This window comes from Paramicrobacterium agarici (assembly GCF_002563955.1).
Classification (GTDB): Bacteria; Actinomycetota; Actinomycetes; order Actinomycetales; family Microbacteriaceae; genus Paramicrobacterium; species Paramicrobacterium agarici.
In genome coordinates, this window is record NZ_PDJE01000001.1 from 307,507 (window position 1) to 326,736 (window position 19,230).

General features: G+C 64.3%; 16 protein-coding genes. 3 read left to right on the forward strand and 13 right to left on the reverse strand.

Annotated elements, in window-relative coordinates; genetic code table 11:
- Positions 1-51: 51 nt before the first annotated feature.
- Positions 52-387 (forward strand): DUF4229 domain-containing protein, encoded by a 336-nt coding sequence (locus ATJ78_RS01500; protein WP_098405988.1) that lies wholly within the window; start codon positions 52-54, stop codon positions 385-387.
- 40 nt (positions 388-427) lie between these two features.
- Here the strand turns inward: ATJ78_RS01500 and ATJ78_RS01505 are convergent, their stop codons facing one another.
- From ATJ78_RS01505 to ATJ78_RS01515, 3 genes are all read right to left on the reverse strand, one after another.
- Positions 428-1,423, reverse strand: a complete 996-nt coding sequence (locus ATJ78_RS01505) for a 1,4-dihydroxy-2-naphthoate polyprenyltransferase (RefSeq protein WP_098405989.1) — start codon at positions 1,421-1,423, stop codon at positions 428-430.
- Positions 1,424-1,462: 39 nt separating this feature from the next.
- Positions 1,463-2,635 (reverse strand): AMP-binding protein, encoded by a 1,173-nt coding sequence (locus tag ATJ78_RS01510; protein ID WP_098405990.1) that lies wholly within the window; start codon positions 2,633-2,635, stop codon positions 1,463-1,465.
- A gap of 93 nt (positions 2,636-2,728) precedes the next feature.
- Positions 2,729-3,631 (reverse strand): 1,4-dihydroxy-2-naphthoyl-CoA synthase, encoded by a 903-nt coding sequence (locus tag ATJ78_RS01515; protein ID WP_098405991.1) that lies wholly within the window; start codon positions 3,629-3,631, stop codon positions 2,729-2,731.
- A gap of 185 nt (positions 3,632-3,816) precedes the next feature.
- Between ATJ78_RS01515 and ATJ78_RS01520 the strand changes: the two genes are divergently transcribed.
- Complete coding sequence (locus ATJ78_RS01520) at positions 3,817-4,797, forward strand: o-succinylbenzoate synthase (protein ID WP_098405992.1); 981 nt, start codon at positions 3,817-3,819, stop codon at positions 4,795-4,797.
- A 103-nt stretch (positions 4,798-4,900) separates the two neighbouring features.
- On the opposite strand, the gene ATJ78_RS01525 is transcribed toward ATJ78_RS01520, so the two are convergent.
- Genes ATJ78_RS01525 through ATJ78_RS01545 form a run of 5 tightly spaced genes read right to left on the reverse strand, consistent with a single transcriptional unit; the run spans position 4,901 to position 7,978 of the window.
- A complete protein-coding gene (locus tag ATJ78_RS01525; protein ID WP_098405993.1) occupies positions 4,901-5,662 on the reverse strand; it encodes a hypothetical protein in 762 nt (253 codons plus the stop codon).
- A complete protein-coding gene (locus ATJ78_RS01530) occupies positions 5,659-6,252 on the reverse strand; it encodes a signal peptidase I (RefSeq protein WP_098405994.1) in 594 nt (197 codons plus the stop codon). The genes ATJ78_RS01525 and ATJ78_RS01530 overlap by 4 nt, the downstream gene beginning before the upstream one ends.
- Entirely contained in the window at positions 6,252-6,806 is a 555-nt protein-coding gene (locus ATJ78_RS01535) for a hypothetical protein (RefSeq protein WP_141897661.1), read from the reverse strand. The genes ATJ78_RS01530 and ATJ78_RS01535 overlap by 1 nt, the downstream gene beginning before the upstream one ends.
- Positions 6,803-7,393 carry a SipW-dependent-type signal peptide-containing protein gene (locus ATJ78_RS01540; protein WP_098405996.1) on the reverse strand — a complete coding sequence of 197 codons (591 nt, stop codon included), beginning with the start codon at positions 7,391-7,393 and terminating at the stop codon, positions 6,803-6,805. Before ATJ78_RS01540 ends, ATJ78_RS01535 begins: the two co-directional genes overlap by 4 nt.
- Positions 7,394-7,435: 42 nt before the next feature.
- Complete coding sequence (locus tag ATJ78_RS01545) at positions 7,436-7,978, reverse strand: alternate-type signal peptide domain-containing protein (protein ID WP_169923356.1); 543 nt, start codon at positions 7,976-7,978, stop codon at positions 7,436-7,438.
- A 746-nt stretch (positions 7,979-8,724) separates the two neighbouring features.
- On the opposite strand from ATJ78_RS01545, the gene ATJ78_RS01550 reads away from it, so the two are divergent.
- Positions 8,725-12,921: a fibronectin type III domain-containing protein gene (locus tag ATJ78_RS01550; RefSeq protein WP_098405998.1), complete on the forward strand. Its 4,197-nt coding sequence runs from the start codon at positions 8,725-8,727 to the stop codon at positions 12,919-12,921.
- A gap of 124 nt (positions 12,922-13,045) precedes the next feature.
- Here ATJ78_RS01550 and ATJ78_RS01555 read toward each other — a convergent pair whose 3' ends face one another.
- The 5 genes from ATJ78_RS01555 to ATJ78_RS01575 form a co-directional block, all read right to left on the reverse strand.
- The gene (locus ATJ78_RS01555; RefSeq protein ID WP_098405999.1) at positions 13,046-14,935 is read right to left on the reverse strand and encodes a hypothetical protein; all 1,890 of its coding nucleotides are present in this window, start codon (positions 14,933-14,935) and stop codon (positions 13,046-13,048) included.
- A gap of 496 nt (positions 14,936-15,431) precedes the next feature.
- A complete protein-coding gene (gene ccsB / locus ATJ78_RS01560; protein ID WP_098406000.1) occupies positions 15,432-16,433 on the reverse strand; it encodes a c-type cytochrome biogenesis protein CcsB in 1,002 nt (333 codons plus the stop codon).
- 6 nt (positions 16,434-16,439) lie between these two features.
- Positions 16,440-16,817, reverse strand: coding sequence for a DUF3054 domain-containing protein (locus ATJ78_RS01565; RefSeq protein WP_098406001.1), 378 nt, complete (start codon positions 16,815-16,817; stop codon positions 16,440-16,442).
- The gene (resB, locus tag ATJ78_RS01570) at positions 16,814-18,493 is read right to left on the reverse strand and encodes a cytochrome c biogenesis protein ResB (RefSeq protein ID WP_098406002.1); all 1,680 of its coding nucleotides are present in this window, start codon (positions 18,491-18,493) and stop codon (positions 16,814-16,816) included. The genes ATJ78_RS01565 and resB overlap by 4 nt, the downstream gene beginning before the upstream one ends.
- Entirely contained in the window at positions 18,477-19,229 is a 753-nt protein-coding gene (locus tag ATJ78_RS01575) for a cytochrome c biogenesis CcdA family protein (RefSeq protein ID WP_098406003.1), read from the reverse strand. Before ATJ78_RS01575 ends, resB begins: the two co-directional genes overlap by 17 nt.
- Position 19,230: the final 1 nt, after the last annotated feature.

A 19,230-nucleotide genomic window follows, 5' to 3' on the forward strand; every position in this document is an offset into this window, starting at 1 on the left:
GGCGTCTTGGCACCCAGCGCTCAGCCAGCCGCTTCGCCCTAGAATTCTCGTGTGAAGCGCATTCCCCCGGCCGTGACCTACACGATTCTTCGCCTGCTGACGTTCTTCGTTCCGCTGGCGATTCTGCTTCTGCTCGGGTTCAACGAGTGGTTCTCGGCGATCGTGGCCGCGCTCATCGGGTTCGCTGTCTCGCTCATTTTCTTGCGCCGGTCGCGAGATCAGGTGTCTGAGGCCATCCACAGCAAGCGCACGGGGGCGGATGCTGCCAAGCCGCACGAGACGCCGACGGACGAAGAGGCCGAAGACGACGTTGTCGACCACGCCGCGCCCGAGCCCGGTGCCACCGACGGCAAACGTTCTCGGCGCGACGACTCCGCAACGGCATAGCCCGTGAGCAGCTACTCGACTGACGCCGTTTCTCGCGCTGCTAGAACGAGTAGCCGACGAAGAACGCGATGCCGTACAGCAGCTGCGTGATCCCGACGAGCTTGAGTGCGAGCACGAGCTCCTTTGGCGTGCGCGCTGTGACGACGATGAGGCACGCTGGCAGCGCGGCGAGCAGCGCGAACGCGGCGTACCAGATACCGGTGTAGAACAACGCCACGAGCGCCGCGATGGCGAAGGGCACGAGCATGAGCACGACGAAGAGAATGCGTGTGGCGAGGTTGCCGATCAGCACCGAGAGCGTGTGCTTGCGCGAGAGCTTGTCTGACTCCCGGTCGCGCAGGTTGTTGACCAGGATCGCCGACATCGAGATGAGACCGACGCCGACCGCGCCGTACCAGGCCTCCTGGTTGAGCTGCCCCACCTGCACCCACATGGTGCCGAGGGTCGCGACGAGCCCGAAGAAGATGAACACGACGATCTCGCCGAGCGCGTAATAGCCGTAGGGGCGCTTGCCGCCCGTGTAGAACCATGCCGCAAGAATGCACGCCGCACCGACGGCGATGAGCCACCACTGCTGCGTCGCGATCGTGATGAGCACACCTGCGACGGCGGCGAGACCGAAGAACACGAGAGCGACGATGAGAACGCTGCGCGGACTCGCCTTGCCCGAGCCGACGAGCCTGCCCGGGCCGACACGGCTCTTGTCGGTTCCACGGATGCCATCGGAATAGTCGTTCGCGAAGTTGACGCCGATCTGCAGCGCAACGGCAACGGCGAGGCAGAGCAGAGCGCGCACCCAGTGAAATTCGTCGGGAGCGCCCGCAATGCGCGCAGCGCCCGTGCCGACGAGAACCGGAGCGATCGACATGGGAAGCGTCGGAATGCGAGCCGCGCGAATCCAGTCACCGGCGGTCGCCGGCTTGATCTGCTGCAGCGGGCGCGCCGCCGGGTTTCCGCTCTTGCCGCCACCCTTGCGCGCGACGTGAACCGCCGCGCCCTGCTTCTTCTTCGACGAGCTCTTGCTCTGTGCTGCCACGAACGACCTCCTGCTCCGCGGCAACTTTACTAAAGAACGCTATGTCGGCGTGCGCTCGGCGATCACGCGCGCGACGGCCTGGCGATCGGGCTTGCCCGACAGGAGCCTCGGAATCGCGGCGACGGTGACGATGCGATCGGGACGCGCGGGCTTGCCGAGCGCTGTCGCGACAGCATCCTGAACCACATCGAGGCGCGACCCGGCCACGTCTGTCACGACGACAGGCACCTGCCCCCAGCGGTCATCGTCGGCACCCACGACGACGGCATCTTCGAGGCCCGCCACAGTGTGCACAATGCGCTCGACCCGGTCAAGGTTGACGTTGATGCCGCCCGAAACGATGACGTTGTCGGCGCGCCCGAGCACCGTGAGCACGCCATCGTCAATGCTCGCGAGATCGCCCGTTCGATACCAATGGCGGCCCTCGCGCTCGACGAATGCGCCCTCCATGCGGCGGTGATCGATCGTGCCGTCGTCGGCGAGGTATCCGTCGGCGAGCATCGGACCGGTGAGCTCGACTTGCCCGTCGACGATGTTCATCTCAACGCCGGGCAGCGGGCGGCCGTTGTAAACGCAGCCGCCGGAGGTCTCACTCGAGCCGTACGTGCGAAAGATGGGGAGCCCGAGCAGCTGCGTTCGATCGCGCACGGGTTCGGGCAGAGCCTGCCCACCGATGAGGATGCCGTCGAAGCGACGCAGCGCAGTCACGCCGGAACGCGTCTCGAGCAGCCGCATGAGCTGCGCCGGAACGAGCGACGTGAAGCGCAGATCGCCCGTGAGCTGCTTGCTCGCCTCGATGAACGCCGCCGTGTCGAAGCGGCCGGGCGGCAGCACGACGGGCGTCGTCTCGGCGGCGATCGAGCGCACGAGAACCTGCAGCCCCGCAACGTAGTGCGCGGGCAGAGCGATCAGCCACTGCCCTGGTCCGCCCATGACGGACTCCGATGCCGAGGCCGACGCCAGCAGCGCGTCACAGCTGAGAACGACGTTCTTAGGTTCGCCCGTCGATCCAGACGTGCGGATCACGACGGCCGTCGCGTGCGGAACCTCGTGCAGCTCGGTGCCGTGGTGGGCGGCGAGCGGGGCATCTTTGTGCGGCGACTCGGCGGCCAGCGGCAGCAGCGCGGGGCCGGAACGGTCGAGCGCACCGCGCAGTGCCGTCATGACCTCGATGGGGTCGGATGCCGGAACGGCGACGATACTGCGTGTCATGACCAGAGTCTACGTCCCGGCCCAACCCCGGCGCACGGGGCTTGCGCACACTCGTGTGTACTCCTTGTACTCATTGTGTGCCCGCGGCGCGACTCAGTAGTGCCAGGGGTACGGCGACCAGTCGGGCTCGCGCTTCTCGAGGAACGAATCGCGTCCTTCGACGGCCTCGTCTGTGCCGTAGGCGAGACGCGTCGCCTCCCCCGCGAAGACCTGCTGGCCCACAAGACCGTCGTCGACGGCGTTGAACGCGAACTTCAGCATCCTGATCGCCGTCGGCGACTTGGTGAGAATGCGCCGCGCCCACCGCAGGGCTTCGGTCTCGAGCTCCGCGTGCGGAACGACGGCGTTGACGGCGCCCATCTCGTAGGCGCGCTGCCCCGAATATTCGTCGGCGAGAAAGAACACCTCGCGGGCGAACTTCTGCCCGATCTGACGGGCGAAGTACGCGGATCCGTAGCCGGCGTCAAATGAGCCGACATCGGCATCCGTCTGCTTGAACTTCGCCTTATCGCTCGCCAGCGTGAGATCGCACACGACGTGCAGCGAGTGGCCGCCGCCGGCTGCCCACCCGGAAACGACGGCGATGACGACCTTCGGCATGAAGCGAATGAGCCGCTGCACCTCGAGAATGTGCAAGCGACCCGAGCGCGCCGGATCGATGCCCTGCGCCGTGTCTTCGGCAGAGTACTTGTAGCCGTCGCGGCCGCGGATGCGCTGGTCGCCGCCGGAGCAGAATGCCCAGCCGCCGTCTTTCGCGCTCGGCCCGTTGCCCGTGAGCAGCACGACGCCGACGGTCGACGCCGTGCGTGCGTGGTCGAGCGCGCGGTACAGCTCGTCGACGGTGTGCGGGCGAAAGGCGTTGCGCACCTCGGGACGGTCGAACGCGATGCGGGCGACGCGGCCGTCATGCGTGTGGTGATATGTGATGTCGGTCAGCTGTTCAAAGCCCTCAACCGCCTGCCACTGGGATTCGTCGAAGATCTCAGACACCGTCATGCCTCAATCGTAGTTGTGTGCCGCTGCCCTCCCTGGCCCCAGGCGGGCACGCGTGCACAGTTTCGGAATCCTCGCGGGCGTCGGTGCCACAGGATGCCGCCGACCAGGGGTTTTGCGGCGGTTCGCGTGCACCGCCGCACAGATTTCCGAAACAAGCGCACGGCCTGCCGGTGCAGAATGGGCGCATGCATGCGTTGCCGCCGCTCGACGAGCTTCTTGCCTCAGCCCACGTCGTCTCGCTGCCGCTGACAACCAGGTTCCGCGGCATCACGCAGCGCGAGGCCGTGATCTTCATCGGGCCTGAGGGCGCAACCGAGTTCTCCCCGTTCACCGAGTACGAGGATGCCGAGGCGGCGACGTGGCTGCGGGCGGGCATCGCGTTCGGCTGGGGCGAGCTTCCGCCGCTGTGCCGCGACAGCATCCGCGTGAACGCGACGATGCCCGCCGTCACGCCGGACCGCGTGGAGAACGTGCTTGCACGCTACGACGGATGCCGCACTGTGAAGGTGAAGGTCGCCGAGCCGGGGCAGACACTCGCAGACGACGTCGCGCGCGTTGCGGAAGTGCGGCGTCTGGTGGGACCCGAGGGCCGCGTGCGCCTCGACGCGAACGGCGGTTGGAACGTCGACGAGGCCGAGCACGCGATTCACGAGCTTGCCGAGTTCGATCTCGAGTACGTCGAGCAGCCGTGCGCCACTGTCGACGAACTGGCTCAGGTGCGCAGGCGCGTGAAGTACATGGGCATTCCCATCGCGGCAGACGAGAGCGTGCGCAAGGCCGAAGATCCGCTCGCCGTCGCCCGGGCGCGCGCCGCCGACCTGCTCATCGTGAAGGCGCAGCCGCTCGGCGGTATCGGCCGCGCGCTCGACATCGTGCGCCACGCAGGGCTGCCGGTCACGGTTTCGAGTGCCCTCGACACGTCGGTCGGCCTCGCGCTCGGCGCGCACCTCGCCGCCGCAGTGCCCGAGCTGCCGTACGACTGTGGGCTGGGAACGGCGTCGCTGCTTGCGGCCGACGTCACCGACGAACCGCTTGTGGCGCACGGCGGCGAAATCGACGTGCGTCGCGTCGAGGTTTCAGAGCGGATGCTGCGCAACTACGCCGCGTCTGCCGAACGTGACGCGTGGTGGCGTGACCGCATCCGCCGTTGCTACGCCCTGCTCTGACCACATTCGCGCGACCGAGGGCGTTCGCCAGAGTGAAACAGGACCCTGACAGCCAAGGTTAACTATCAGGCCCACGCAACGCCGCTGGTCCGTCGCTGGTTTCCTATCGACGATCTCGCACACTCTGTAGAGCGCGCAATCGTCGATCGACAAACGCAGCCGCCACTCCCAGTCCGATGGCAATTAAAGCCCACCGGTGAAGACCCGCGGAACCGCCGGTCCACGGAAGAACGTCGTCTGTTGCAGCATCCCGGGCTTCTCGTGAAGCATTGGACGATTCGCCGGGGATGCCCCCGTCATCTGAATCAGCTTGCCCGCCCGGAATGACCGCGAAGTCGCCGCCGAGCGTGACGCGCAGCGCGAAAGACGCACGATCCCAGTTCGCATCCCCTCCTGTCGAGGCGGAGCGCGGTAAAGCGACTTCGACGATGAGCTCCCTCACCTGCCCGGGATCGAGACGGCTCTCGTAAAGCACTGCCGAATCAAGCTCGTCGAAGGCCAGAGGCTGCGCCGATTCTCGCGGCTCACGCACCGACAGCGTGAGGTCGCTGGAAAACGGATGAGTCGCAAGCGAGTGCAGCTCTATGTCCTCAGGAACGACGCTCAGCTGCGCTCCGTCGTGGGCGTCGTTTCGAACGAATACTGTCGCCGAGAGTCGATCTCCGGGAACGAGCGTCGTCGTGGAGAACAGCGGCGACGACGGTTCGCTCTCCCAGACGATTCCGTCGAGACTGAGAGCGAGTTGCGAGCCGGACGTCGGCTCGGCCGCCGCTGACGCGGGTGCGAGCATGGCGACGAGCGCGAGCATCGTAGCGAGCACGGCCGCCGGAACGCCCCGCAATTTGAGGAAAACACGCCCTGTCACGTTCGCTCCGTTCGTTTGCGAAGCAGCTCACGCATGATCGTGAAAACGGCATAGCCGATGAGGATCGATCCAAGAGCACCGACGATCCAGCCTCGCTCGTCGACGGCGAGCAAACTCGTGGCGTGTCCCACATAGGGCACCGCATAGATCACTTTGCCCATGACCTGCTCAGCCACAATAGGTTTGTCGTCGGCACCGTTGTTGTCACCCCGGGTTATGAAGCTTAGAGCGCCATTTGCCCTGTGCCCCTGGCTCACAATGCGATGAGTGACGAGCTTGGGATCGTCTGAGACCGGCTGAAATGTCACGACGTCGCCGACGGCTAATGATGCCGGGTCGACCGGTTTCGACACGACAAGTGTTCCGGGCGGCATCGTCGGTTCCATCGACGATGTGAGAACGGCCAGCGGCACCGCGCCCACCAAACGCGGGATCACGAGTGTAACGGCTACAATCGCCATGACCGCGAAGAAGGCGATCCAGACGGCGATGGATGCGGCGAGTTTGAGCGAGCGACGGAGTGGCCCAGGGAGACCAGCGTGCCGCTCTTGACCACCCGGACGGTGAACCTCATGTCGTGTGTCGGTCATCACGGGCTCTGGCAATAGCTTTGGTTGAGGTCGTCGCGCGGGTAAATGGTGATGGAGTTGCTCGCTGGTCCGAGCCAGCCGTCGGGATACATGGGCCGAACGTAAACGGTCATGGGCGAGTTATCCGTCGGGAGGTTGTAAAAGTTCGTGCCCCTGTCGTGGAACATGTAATTGTATTCCGATGCGTCGCCGAGGATGCCTGCCGGTTCGGACGACCAGTCACTCCACTCGGTTACACCGTCTATGACGCGATAGATCCTGAAATTGGCGAACACCGGCTCGATCTGGTCGCGGTATAGGTATTGGACGGCGCTGAAGTCTCCGCCGATGCTCGCTTCGTAGCCGTTGTATGCCTGTGGGCCACGGCAGCTCAACCATCGCCCACTGTTCACCGTGATGGGCGGGTAGCCGGCCTCGACGCTTACACGGGCCAGTGACGATGCCGACCACTGCGCGGACGCGGGCAGCGCTATGGCCCCCGACCCGACGACGAGGAGCGCGGCAAGTGCCACGTGCCATGATGTGCCGGTGCGTGATGTACGGCGTCGGGTCATCGGATTCCCTCACCGGCGAAGTTCAGTATGAACGATGACGTTGCATCGCTCAGTTCAACCCCATCTACAGTCGCAGAAGTGCCCGCAGGAATGGTGAGACGCACGCAGAGGTAGTCCGTGTTCGCGAGCTCGGTTGTCGAGACGAGCGATTCGGTCACCGACAACGCAGCCAGGTCGGAATAACCTCCTGCATCGCCGTAGACCTGGGTTCCGCCCGGCACGCCGCTCGTAGCGCACTCTGCTGAGGCGCTCGACTGAACGTACACCTGCGCGTCAACGACGCCGAACAGCGCTGAGGATGCACTCGACGCGTCGGTCAGCACCGATGTGAGCACGTAGTCCAGCCCGAGGTTTCCCGAAGCGTGTCCGTTGAGCTCGAGACGGGTCGCCGTGACTGCACCCGGATAGAGAGTATCGACCGTACCCATGTCGTACTCCGTCTGCCCGCCAATATCGAGCATGAGAACGCCAGATCTGATGGCCACGCCGTCGATAGTCTCAGAATCGTTCCACAGCGCAAGAGTCACACCGGTTCCCGTAACGAGAACCAGTGCGACTCCGGCGATCATCGCAAAGACGCGTTTCACAGCTCATCCTGGCTGGCGCCCGAACTCGGGCTCCGACAGACTCTACGGAGTGGTTGTTTGCGTCAAAGTGACGGTGAGATCAGCGAGGTTGAGTGTCTGTCCCTGTGCCAGGGTACCCTCCGTAGTGGAATCGAACACGATATTAACGGTGACGGTGATGACATCGCCATTGTTCGCGCTCGTGATCGCACCGTCGGCAACCGGCGTACCGGACTCGTCAGTGAAGCTCTGCGTGACGGTCGTCGCGGCCACGAGTTCGGCATCGCCTGCCGCGTCGACGGGGTCAGACACGTCGATTGTGGCCGTGAGGTTGTCGCCGCTGGCACCCACCGTATACGAGCTCGTGAACTGGATCTCGTCGCCGGGAACGATAAGGAATGCCGAAATATCGGTGATCTCTTGCGGCGTACCGCTTGAGAGGTCATTCCACGTTCCAGTCTCGCTCGGGGTCAGCGCGAGCGTGCCCGAATTCACTGTGCCGCCGTTAACCGTCGCGCTGTCGTTCCAAAGCGCGAAAGTCGTGCCTCCGGCCAGTAATACGACACCGAGAGCTCCCGCGAGCGTAGCCTTCGTCAGCTTTTTCATTTGCCCTCCCCAAGGCATGATGTGGTTCCAATTCACGATGCATAGACGACCGAATGTGCGCACACCGGCTTGCGCCTTCGACCATTTCGGGCAGAAGTCTCACACACCGGGCGACATCGTGCGACTGCCCTCAGACAAAGGCCGCTGTGAGTTCTCAACATTCGCATTGGGAACACAACTTGTCAATAGATTCGAATGCATCGCGGAACTTGCTCCTACCCCAGTTGTCGGGTCACGGTGGCATCGTGTAAATGCGATTGAAGCGCGACCGGGCGGTTGCGGCTGAAGTGGCGCGGGTTCTGTCGTTGAAGCGCACGGTGCAGCTCTCGCGCGAATGCCGCTGCCGCGATCGGTCGCGTCGAGTTCGAACCGGTCACGCCAAGACTCCGTTGACACGACTTTCCGGTGCTGGCAGATGGCGACGCGCAAGAAGCACATATTCAGGTCCAGGAGCCCGCATTGGCGGCGTAGTGTAAGCGCTTTCACTAAAGTGTCGTCCTCAATGGTTAGTCTTGCTGCACGCGTATCGCGACAATCGAATTTCATAGCCGAATGCGTCACAATTTGTGTAAACGCTTGCATTAAAGAGGGGCGGACTCTACGTTGGGTGCCAACGTCGCGCTACGGCAGCGGATGCCGCCCGCGACGCGCACCGCGGCGCGGCGGCGCTTGATGACGAACCTCGTCTCGCACGCTGATTTCACTCACGCGGTGTCACCATCCGTGCAATGCGAAGGAGCATCTTCATGAGTACCGTGTCACAGATCGATCTGCCACAACCGGGGAGGCGTCGACGATTACCCTTGGTCACACTCACCGTGGGACTTCTGATTGCGGGACTTCTCGTCGCGATCACCCCGCCGCAGAAGGCAGACGCAGCCGCTCCGGGGCCGAAGGACGTCATCGCCGTCATGTTTTCTTGGACGTGGAACGCGATCGCGCGCGAGTGCACGAACACGCTCGGGCCCGCAGGCTACGGCTACGTACAGACCTCTCCTCCACAGGAGCACGTGACGGGCAGCCAGTGGTGGACGTACTACCAGCCCGTGAGCTACAAGCTCGAGTCTCGCCTCGGCACAGCCGAGGAGTTCAAGGACATGATCGCCACGTGCAACGCCGCGGGCGTCGAGGTGATCGTGGATGCTGTCATCAATCACATGAGCGGAGACTCAGACGGCGGAACCGGCTGGGCAGGAAGCTCGTACGGCCACTACAACTACCCCGGGCTCTACAGCGACAACGACTTTCACGACTGCCGCAGAGACATCCAGAATTACCAGGATCGCTGGGAGGTGCAGAACTGCAACCTCGTGAATCTGGCCGATCTCGACACCAGTTCTGACTACGTGCAGCAGACGATCGCCGACTATCTCAACCACCTCGTCGACCTGGGTGCTGCCGGGTTCCGCATCGATGCCGTGAAGCACATTGCCGCAGACGACCTGCGCGGCATCATGTCGCGGGTGGAGAATAAAGACGACCTGTACATCGTGCAGGAGGTCATCCGCGCCAACGAGCCGATTCAGCCCGAAGAGTACCTCGGCATGGGTGACATTCACGAGTTCGCCTATGCGCGCAAGCTCAAAGAGGCCTTCGGCGGCGGCACGATCGACTGGCTGATCAGTGGCAACGGCATCGGGGAGACGTGGGACGGCTTCCTCGATCACGACGACGCCGGAGTGTTCGTCGACAACCACGACACCGAACGCAACGGCCAGACGCTGAGCTACAAGGACGGCGACGTCTACGACCTGGCGCAGATCTTCACTCTCGCGTGGAACTACGGTTCGCCGTCGATCCAGTCGGGCTTCACATTCAACAACTTCGATGCGGGCCCTCCGCAGACAGCATCCGGTGAAGTCATTGATCCCACCTGCGGGAACGGCTCGGTCTGGACGTGCGAGCACGCCGAGAACGAGATCGTCAACATGGTCGGCTTCCGCACCGAGACGTACGGCACCGACGTGACGAAGAAGTGGACGAACGGCAGCAACGCCATTGCCTTCAGCCGCGGCGACAAGGGAACTGTGGCGATCAACCGCGGAGGCAGCGAACTGACGCGCACCTTCGAAACCGGTCTGCCCGACGGCACGTACTACAACGTGATCTCTGCAACGCGCAACGGCGAGACGTGGTCGGGCGACACTGTCACGGTCTCGGGCGGGCAGTTCACCGCGACCGTTCCCTCGAACGGCGCGGTCGCGATCCACGCTGGAGCGAAGGCGGGCGCAGGCTGCGAAGACACCGCGGCACCGAGCGCACCGCAGAACGTCGAAGCGGCAGCCGACGGCACGAACGTGTCGGTCAGCTGGACGGCGTCGACAGACGACTGCGCCGTGACCGGCTACACGATCACACGAACCGGCGGCGAGCAGGGCGAGACCACGCTCACGGCCCCCGGCAGCTCAACATCGATCGCCGACAGCGGCCTCGATCCCGACACGGAGTATTCATACACCGTGACGGCGACAGACGGCAGCAACGAATCGGAACCCAGCTCACCAGCATCCGTCACGACAGGGGAGAAATCTCCGGATGCTGCCGCAGAGGTGTTCTACAAGGCCAACGGCAGCTGGAGAGACTATTACATTCACTACCAGGTGGGCGACGGCGAATGGACGAGCGTTCCGGGCGAGCAGCTGCAGCAGCGCTGCGACGGCTGGTACGGCGCGACGATTCCGCTCGGCGATGCCGACGGGCTCACTGCCGCCTTCAACGACGGCGCGGGCACGTGGGACAACAACGGAAAGCAGAACTACGCGCTCGGCGCCGGCGTGCAGGTGGTCGACGACGGCCAGATCACGACCACAGACCCCTGCGCTGAGCCGCCGACGGGAGACATGACGCTCTTCTACTCCGCAGACGCGGGGTGGGATGCCTACTACGCCCACTACCGCGTCGGCGACGGTGAGTGGACCACCGTTCCGGGCGTCGCGATGGAGCAGGCCTGCGATGGCTGGTACTCCGTGACCGTGGCGGATGGGGCGTCGGGAACGACGTTCGCGTTCAACAACGGTGCGGGCACGTGGGACAACAACGGAAAGCAGGACTACCGGGTCAGCGGATCCGTCGTCACCGTGGCATCCGGTCAGGTTTCGGGAACCGCACCGTGCGACCTGCCGAGCACCGCTCCGACGACGCCGACCGACGTCTCGCTCAGCGCAGACGACGGGGCGGTGACCGTCACCTGGAGTGCCTCCACCGCCGAGTCGGGAATCGCGAGCTACACGGTCACACGCACGGGAGGCGCCGAGGGCGAGGTGAGCACCGTCGTCGACGACACCACGTTCGTCGACACGACCGTAAGCGAGTCGACGACGTACTCGTACACCGTCACGGCGACGGCGGAAGACGGCAGCGTCTCGCTGGCCTCTGATGCGGCCGAGATCACGACGCCGGGCACCACAGGCGGAGATGACACCGAGAAGCCGTCGACGCCGGCGGGCCTCTCCATCACCGTCGATGGCGACACCGTGCACCTCAGCTGGGATGCGGCGACAGACAACGTCGGCGTTGCCGGCTACCGCGTCATCAAGGCCGGAGGCGGCGAAGCGACCCTCGGCATCGTCACGACCGCGACCGAGATCGGCTTCTACAACCTGACGCCGGACGAGGAGTACCTCTTCAAGGTTCAGGCGATGGATGCCGCGGGCAACCTGTCTGGCTGGAGCGAGATCGTCTCGACACAGACGGACGCGGGCGAAGACACCCAGGCACCGGGCGTGCCGACGGGAGTCACTGCGACAGTCGACGGCACAAGCGTCACACTGACGTGGACGCCGTCGACAGATGACACAGCCGTCGCGTCATACACGGTGCGGATCGACGACGGTGCGGCTACCTCGGAGAAGACCGCGGCCGGGCCCTCGATCACGATCGACAATCTCGACGCCGACACCGCGTACGCGTTCACCGTTCAGGCGGCCGACAGCTCGGGCAACGTCTCCGACTGGAGCGAAGCGGTTTCGGCGACAACTGCAGGTGGAGACCCGGGCGATCCCGGTGAGCCGACGGGCACCGACTACTCAGACGGGTACTACCAGCAGAACTCTGAGGGAAATGTCGGATCAGCCGCCGAAGTCACTGTCGACGGCGACGCCTCGGAGTGGACGGCCGACATGGTGATCGCACAGGGCGTCGCGAATGACGATCCGCGCATCTTCCGCGGCAGCCACGAGGGCCCGGTCTACGATCTCTACTCGCTCTCGAGCGCGTGGGACGACGACAATCTCTACCTCATGTGGCAGTTCACCAACGTCACCGACGTCGTCGACCCGGCGCAGAGCTACCCGATCAGCGACAATGGGAAGCCCTACAACGGCGACATTCCGCAGGCGCTTGCGTTCGATGTGAACGCCGACGGCGGCACGGGGCTCGTCGACGGAACAGAGAAGGGCGTGTGGGGCATCCGCACGACATTCTCGAACCAGGAGGTCGACCACCTCGCGATGTTCTCGAGCAAACCGGGCGTCGGCCAGCCGGCGATGTTCTCACTCAACGGCTCGGGCGCATTCGACTATGAGCCCGAGAACGCTGTCGGGTTCGACGAAGCGGCGATCTCGTATGCCTACGGCGACGGCTTCTGCGGTGAGAGCCTCATGGGCATCGATGCCAACGGCTACGAGGGCTATACGCCCGCCGACCTCAGTGACGCGAGTTCGTTCATCGACTTCCTCGACACCGCACACGACACCGCGCAAGACACCGTCTACGAGATGGCGATTCCGTTTGCGGCGCTGGGAACGACTCGGGACGCCGTTGAGGCGAACGGCATCGGCGTGATGCTGCTCAGCACCTTCGGGCAGTCGGCGATCGGCTCTCTGCCGCAGGATCCAGCAACGCTCGACGTCGCGCTGGAACCGTATTCGGCGGATTCGTCGACGTCTGCTGAGAAGGAGGACTGGGACCCGATGACCGCGCAGTTCGCACGGATCGGGGCGTAATCACGATCGACCACAGTGGGCGAGAACTCTGAGAGTCCTCGCCCACTGTGTTGTGAGTACGACAATTGCACGTGCTTTGGGGTCGTATTCCCGCCCCCGGTACTCAGCTTTGATGGCGGGTGACTTATTCCACCGGAGAAAGCGGCGGCCGCGGCGGCAGAACTTCTGTCGGCGAGTCGCTATCAGCCTCGGGGATCCGTTCGGTCACGGAGTCCGACATCGGACGAGACTGGTCATCCGCTGCGGGACGACTACTCCGATCCGCAGAGTCGTCGATCACCGCCGTCTGCGTCGGAGACCCACTGCTCGGATCTGTGCCCGGCTGCGGCCAAGCGGGCGCCGCGGCACCCGACGACGTTCCGGTCACTGGAGCGCCGGGAGTCGTCTGGCCGTCGTCGTAACTGAACAGCTCGCTGCTCGCCCCCGCGGCAGCCACCTTCTTCTTGTGCCGGATCACCAAGAACACCACAGTGGCAATGAGCAGAAGCATGATTAGCACGATGACCCCGAGCGTGATGATGCCTCCGATGTTCGGGCTGCTCGCATCAACGCGGAACTCTGGCGAGCTCGGGGAGTCTTCAGACACGGCAACGACGTTGCCCGCGACCTTGGCGCCCTTGGGCAGATCGGAACTGTCTGCGACGCTTGCACCACCGGGAAGATCAACGCGGTAGGTGATGCCGTCTGCAACGCCACCGCTCAGCAGGTCACGGGGAAGAGCGACAACCATGTTCACGGAGTACGAGCGCGTGAACAGCGACGAGTCTGACTCGACGACGCTGTACTGCGACCCGGGAAGGTACTCGCTCATGCGCGTATTCAAGTCAGCAGCGTCCTCGCCAGCCACCGTGATCATGTAGGTGACGGCATCCTTTCCCGCATCGACGCTCAGGTCTGCGACAGTTGATGCGGGTTCGAGGAAGTCTTGCATGGCTGAACCGACGAGGTCGGCGTTCTCAACGCTCAAGACGTAGTCGATGGTGAGTGTGTTCTCTCCCGAGGGAGCAACGGATGCTGCCGCAAGAACTGATTCGAACTGAACGCGGTGATCGAAAACGACGGGGTCATGACTGATCGGCATCGACCAGCCGTCTTCCCCAGCACTTCCGCCGTTGTCGCCCTGCCAGCCCTTCGGCAGGACCAGGTTCGACGACACCTCGGCGTCTTCGTTGCAGATCTGCCCGCAGTCGACGAAGTCGATCACCGACGTGTGGAACATTGTGGGGTCGTCGCCATCGGTCTCGCTCGACACGGCAAAGTCCGTCGATTCTGAGTTCAGCGCCGTGTTCGTGTATTCGATGAGCTGCTTTTCGTCTTTGGCGGAGAACTCGATCGTCCAGACGGTGGATGCCTCGTCCGGTTCCGTCAGAGTGCCACCCTTTGGCGTTGCCTTCTTAAAGAACTCGTCGTAAGCACCCGTGTCACGCGCGTACGTCTCACGGGACAGATCATACGAGATCGTCCGCACGTAGCTGCCCGTGCCGACCCCCTCTGTCGTGACGTTCAAGTAACGGATGCCGTAATCGGCGATGTCCGAGTACTCGATCTTCGCCGGTGTGTCGTGCCCGACTCCGTCGACCTCGACAACGGTCTTCCCAATCTCCGTGAGATCGTCTTTGTCATCGTCATCGACGATTCCCGACTTCACCATGGCCTCGACGAGCCACTGCAAGAGATCCTGAGACGTGAAGTTCTCATTCACGCTCACGCCCTCGCGGAACACAGAGTCGGCGACGGCGATCTCTATCTCGGTCTCGATGTCTGTCACACCACCCGCGCCGAGTATGCCGATGACCTTGTCTTCGTAGTCTTTCTGCGAGTCGAACTCGATGGCGAACGAATAGATCGCAGCGCCGTCACTACCCGCTTTCTGACCGCCGTAGGTCATTCCGGCGGGGAGATTCTCGGTGATGGCCGTGTCGATAGCGCCGGCGCCGCCGTTCACCTTCTCAAGATCGTCGGCTTCAACAGTGGCCGTGATCGCGCGCGATCCGCTGCCGTCGGCGTTGATCACAAGCGCGTGTCCACGACAGCACCACACGCGGTGAGAACGAAGGCGACTGACAACGCCATCAGCGTGATGAGCCCGCGTTTCCACCTCGCAAAGGTCGTCCAATCATCACGTCGCGACTGCGCAATTGCATCACTCAACTCTGCAATCCCCCCATGGATGTGCCACTGTGTCCCCCGTGCGACACAAGCGCGTCACGACGTTATCACAGCTTATTCATAGGGTTCACGCTTGTGACGGCAGCGAGATAGCAGGCGCCCTCTCGCGTACAACCATTCGGAAAAGGCGACGACATTGCGGCGTGTCGTGCGCCGACACGCCGCAACCACGCCGAAAAGTTCCGAACGGCTGAACCGCTCAGGGCACCGAAGCAGCTCTCCGCGCGAACTCGTGATCGATGCTGAAAAATCGACAGGCAACCATTCAGAGCGGCGTCTGCGCGTGAGCTGGTGGGCGACGAGGACGACCGAACGGGAGCCGGCTCTCTGCACCAGCGAGCTTACAGCCCCGAGTAGCTGTGCAGGCCGTTGAAGAAGATGTTCACGACGGTGAAGTTGAAGATCACCGTGCCGAAGCCGATGATCGCGAGCCACGCGGCTCGACTGCCGCGCCAGCCCTTCGTTGCACGCGCATGGATGTATCCGGCATAGATCACCCAGATGATGAACGTCCACACTTCCTTGGTGTCCCAGCCCCAGTAGCGACCCCAGGCCGCCTCGGCCCAGATCGATCCGGCGATGAGCGTGAACGTCCACAGCACAAAGCCCACGATGACCGTGCGGTATGCGAGGTTCTCAAGACGCTGCGCCGACGGGAACGTCGCCATGAACTTGAGCTTCAGCTCACCCAGCGCCGCGCGCCGCGCCTCGGTGCGCGCCTGAATCAGCTGCAGCACGCTCAGCGCGCAGCCGAGCGCAAGAAAGCCCATCGCCGTCGTCGCGAGGAATACGTGAATCACGAGCCACGCCGACTGCAGCGCCGGAGGCAGCGGGGCGACCTCGACGTAGAAGTTGATCGTGCCCATGCACAGCAGCGAGACGACGAGCAGCGAAATGAACGTGCCGAGGTACCGCAGGTCGACCTTGATGTTCACCACGAGGAACACGGCGACGACGAGCATCGTGCCCGTCATGACGAATTCGTAGAGGTTCGCCCACGGCACGCGCTCGGCTGCGATGCCCCGCGTCACGTCGGCGGCGACGTGCAGCAGAAAGCCCAGCACCATGAGCGCCATGGCCGAACGCAGCGACGGCGAGCGCTTCGCTGTGACGGCGGGTTCAGAGCTCTGCGGCTTCACCGGGCGCGTCTTGACGGCGACGCCTCCGCCGGCCTGCGCGACAGATTGCTCCGCCGACGTCGCGACAGCGGACTGCGCGGCGGATGCCTCTTTCACCTCGGAGCTTCGGCGCGCCAGGTCAAGCGAGAACGCAATGAGCGCAAGCGCGTACAGCACCGTCGCCGACCACAGGGCCAGCAATGAGAACGAATTGAGATCCACGATGTCAGGTTACTCCTTCGCTTTTCGCGCGTTCCGAGCATGCAGGGTGCGTACCAGCAGCGCGATGAGACGCCACCCCACAAGGGCGAGCCCGAGCACGAGGGTGGCAACGATGATGAACGGCACGGCGATTCCCTGTCCGGATGCTGCGCGCAGCAGCATCCCGCCCGCAACCGTGATGATCCACACCGGGATGCCGGTGCGCACGACGTCGAGCGGCCGGCGCCACGCGAGCGTCACGACCCAGCCGATCGCGAGCGCCGCGAGAAACGGCCACCAGGTGCCCCAGATGCCCACGGGATCGAGTACCTCGGCATGGCTCGAGCGCCCCGAGATCGCGAAGCCGAGCGTCAGGACGACGTCGAGAATGAGCGCGACGACGATCATTCGCGGTCCACCCCCAGCGCGGTGCCGTGCCGGTAGGCGACGGACTCGACAGCATCCGCCAGCCCCGGGTCCTCACCGCGCGCAAGCCCCGCGTACTCGATGCGCACCGAGCCGTCGTCGTTATCGTACGCCTTCACCCACACGCGGCGCCGGGGCACGAAGAGCGACGTGAGCAGGCCCAGAAGAACAAGTCCCGCGCCGATCGCGACGCCCAGCTGCGTCTTGTCGCTGTGAATGTCGAACGATGCGAAGCGGTGCACAGAGCCGGCATAGCTGCCCTTCTGCGGGTTCTCATTGACAAACTCGATCGTGCCGAGCCCGTGGGGTAGCTCCGTGCTCTGCCCCGGCATGAGCTCGATCGATTCGACGCCCGTGTCGCCGCCCGTGAGCTGGGTCATGCCGTCGACGTCGAGCGAGTACACCGATTTCGGCACGCCGCCGTCGATGCCGAGGTCACCCGTGTACACGTTGAGCGTCAGCAGGGGGTACTCGAGGTCGGGATACGTGGACGTGTAAGCCCCCGACTCGAGAGGGTACGCGGTCGGGTAGAAGAACCCGACCATGCCCAGCTGCTTGTCGAGGCCGTCGGGAACCTTGACGACGCCGACGGACGTGAGCGTCGACGAGTCCTGCGGCAAGAACGGCACCGAGTCCGTGAAGACGATGTTGCCCTCGGGGTCCTTCACCGTGATCGTGGGGGCATAGCCGTTGCCCAGCAGATAGACATCGGTGCCCTCGAAGCGCAGCGGCTCGTTGACTTTGATCGCGGTGTCGTGGGCGTCGCCCGAGGGCGTGCGCGTCGTGACGTTGGCTTCGAAGTCGATGGGCTGCCCATAGGCGTTGAGGTTCTCGGTCTCGTAGTCGACGTTGAACTCGTCGAGCGTGAGCGAGTAGGGGGCGAGTTGAGACGGGTCGAAGAAACGCCCTGGGCTGAACGAGTCGTAGTCGCCGAGCACGTTGACGAACGACTGCCCCTCCACCACGACGCGCTGCCCCGAGTAGCCGAAGCCGCCTCCGATGCCCACGACCAGCAGAATCAGCAGAAGCGCCGAGTGGAAGACCAGGTTGCCCGTCTCGCGCAGGTACCCGCGCTCCGCCGAGACCGAGATGCTCGCGGGTGACGTCTTGGTAGCCGGCGCTTCGTACAGCTCGACGCGGTACCCCGACTTCTTGAGCAGATCGCGTGCTGACGACACCGCGGCCGCGGCATCCGCCTCGACACCGTCGCCCGCGCGGTACGTGACCTCGCTGTAGTCGCTCAGGCGGCTGAGGCGTACGGGCGTGCGCGGCGGCTTCGCGCGCAGGGCGCCGATGTGGTGCTTGACGCGCGGAATGACACAGCCGATGAGCGATGTGAACAGCAGAATGTAGATCGCTGAGAACCATGCAGACGTGAAGACGTCGAACATCTGGATGCTGTCGAGCACCGGCGCGAGATCGGGATGCTCGGTGAAATACTGCGTGACGCCGTTGGGGTCGCTCGAGCGCTGCGGAACGAGCGAGCCGGGAATCGCCGCGATCGCGAGCAGAAGCAGGAGCAGGAGCGCCGTGCGCATGCTCGTGAGCTGCCGCCAGATCCAGCGCAGCCAGCCCACGACGCCGAGCTTGGGTTGCGAGACGGGCTGCTCGCTCGGGCCGTCGTCGCGCCCGTCAGTGTAATCAGATGGCCGGGACAAAGTACGGCATCACCCCCGCGAGCATGCTGATGAGCGACGTCCAGACGCCGGTGACCATGAGGATCCCGATAAGGATGAGCAGGATGCCGCCGATGATGTTGATCGCGCGGATGTGACGGCGCAGGAACGTGACGCTCTTGGTCGCCCACGTGGCACCTAGGCCTAAGATGACGAACGGAATGCCGAGGCCGAGGCAGTACACGAAGCTCAGCAGCGCCCCGCGCCATGGCGAGGCCGAGCCGAAGCTGAGCGACTGGATCGCCACGAGCGTCGGACCGACGCACGGCGCCCAGCCGATGCCGAACACGACGCCGAGCAGCGGAGCACCGAGAAGCCCCGTCTTCGGCGTCCACGTCGGGCGGAACGTCCTCTGCAAAAACGTCACCTGGCCGATGAACACGAGGCCCATGAGAATCACGACGGCACCGAGGATCTGCGTGATGAGCGGGCCGTATGCGACGAGCCACTGCCCGAGACTGCCGAAGGCGAAGCCGTACGCCGTGAAGATCACCGAGAAGCCCGTGATGAACAGCACGACGCCGAGCAGCAGCCGTGCGCGATCGCGCGTCGCCGCCTTTGCCCCCTGCTGCGCCGTCGATGCACCGCCGACATAGGCGAGATAGCCGGGAACGAGCGGAAGCACGCACGGCGATGCGAACGAGACGAGGCCTGCGAGCGCCGCAATGGGAATGGCGAGCAGCAGCTGACCGCTGATGACGATCTCTCCGGGATTCACG

What these genes read in the sequence shown, in the direction of transcription:
- ATJ78_RS01520 (WP_098405992.1), top strand. Translation starts at nt 3,817, where the DNA reads ATGCATGCGTTGCCGCCGCTCGACGAGCTTCTTGCCTCAGCCCACGTC.
- ATJ78_RS01530 (WP_098405994.1), bottom strand. Translation starts at nt 6,252, where the DNA reads ATGACCGACACACGACATGAGGTTCACCGTCCGGGTGGTCAAGAGCGG.
- ATJ78_RS01550 (WP_098405998.1), top strand. Translation starts at nt 8,725, where the DNA reads ATGAGTACCGTGTCACAGATCGATCTGCCACAACCGGGGAGGCGTCGA.
- ATJ78_RS01515 (WP_098405991.1), bottom strand. Translation starts at nt 3,631, where the DNA reads ATGACGGTGTCTGAGATCTTCGACGAATCCCAGTGGCAGGCGGTTGAG.
- ATJ78_RS01510 (WP_098405990.1), bottom strand. Translation starts at nt 2,635, where the DNA reads ATGACACGCAGTATCGTCGCCGTTCCGGCATCCGACCCCATCGAGGTC.
- ATJ78_RS01545 (WP_169923356.1), bottom strand. Translation starts at nt 7,978, where the DNA reads ATGAAAAAGCTGACGAAGGCTACGCTCGCGGGAGCTCTCGGTGTCGTA.
- ATJ78_RS01565 (WP_098406001.1), bottom strand. Translation starts at nt 16,817, where the DNA reads ATGATCGTCGTCGCGCTCATTCTCGACGTCGTCCTGACGCTCGGCTTC.
- ATJ78_RS01535 (WP_141897661.1), bottom strand. Translation starts at nt 6,806, where the DNA reads ATGACCCGACGCCGTACATCACGCACCGGCACATCATGGCACGTGGCA.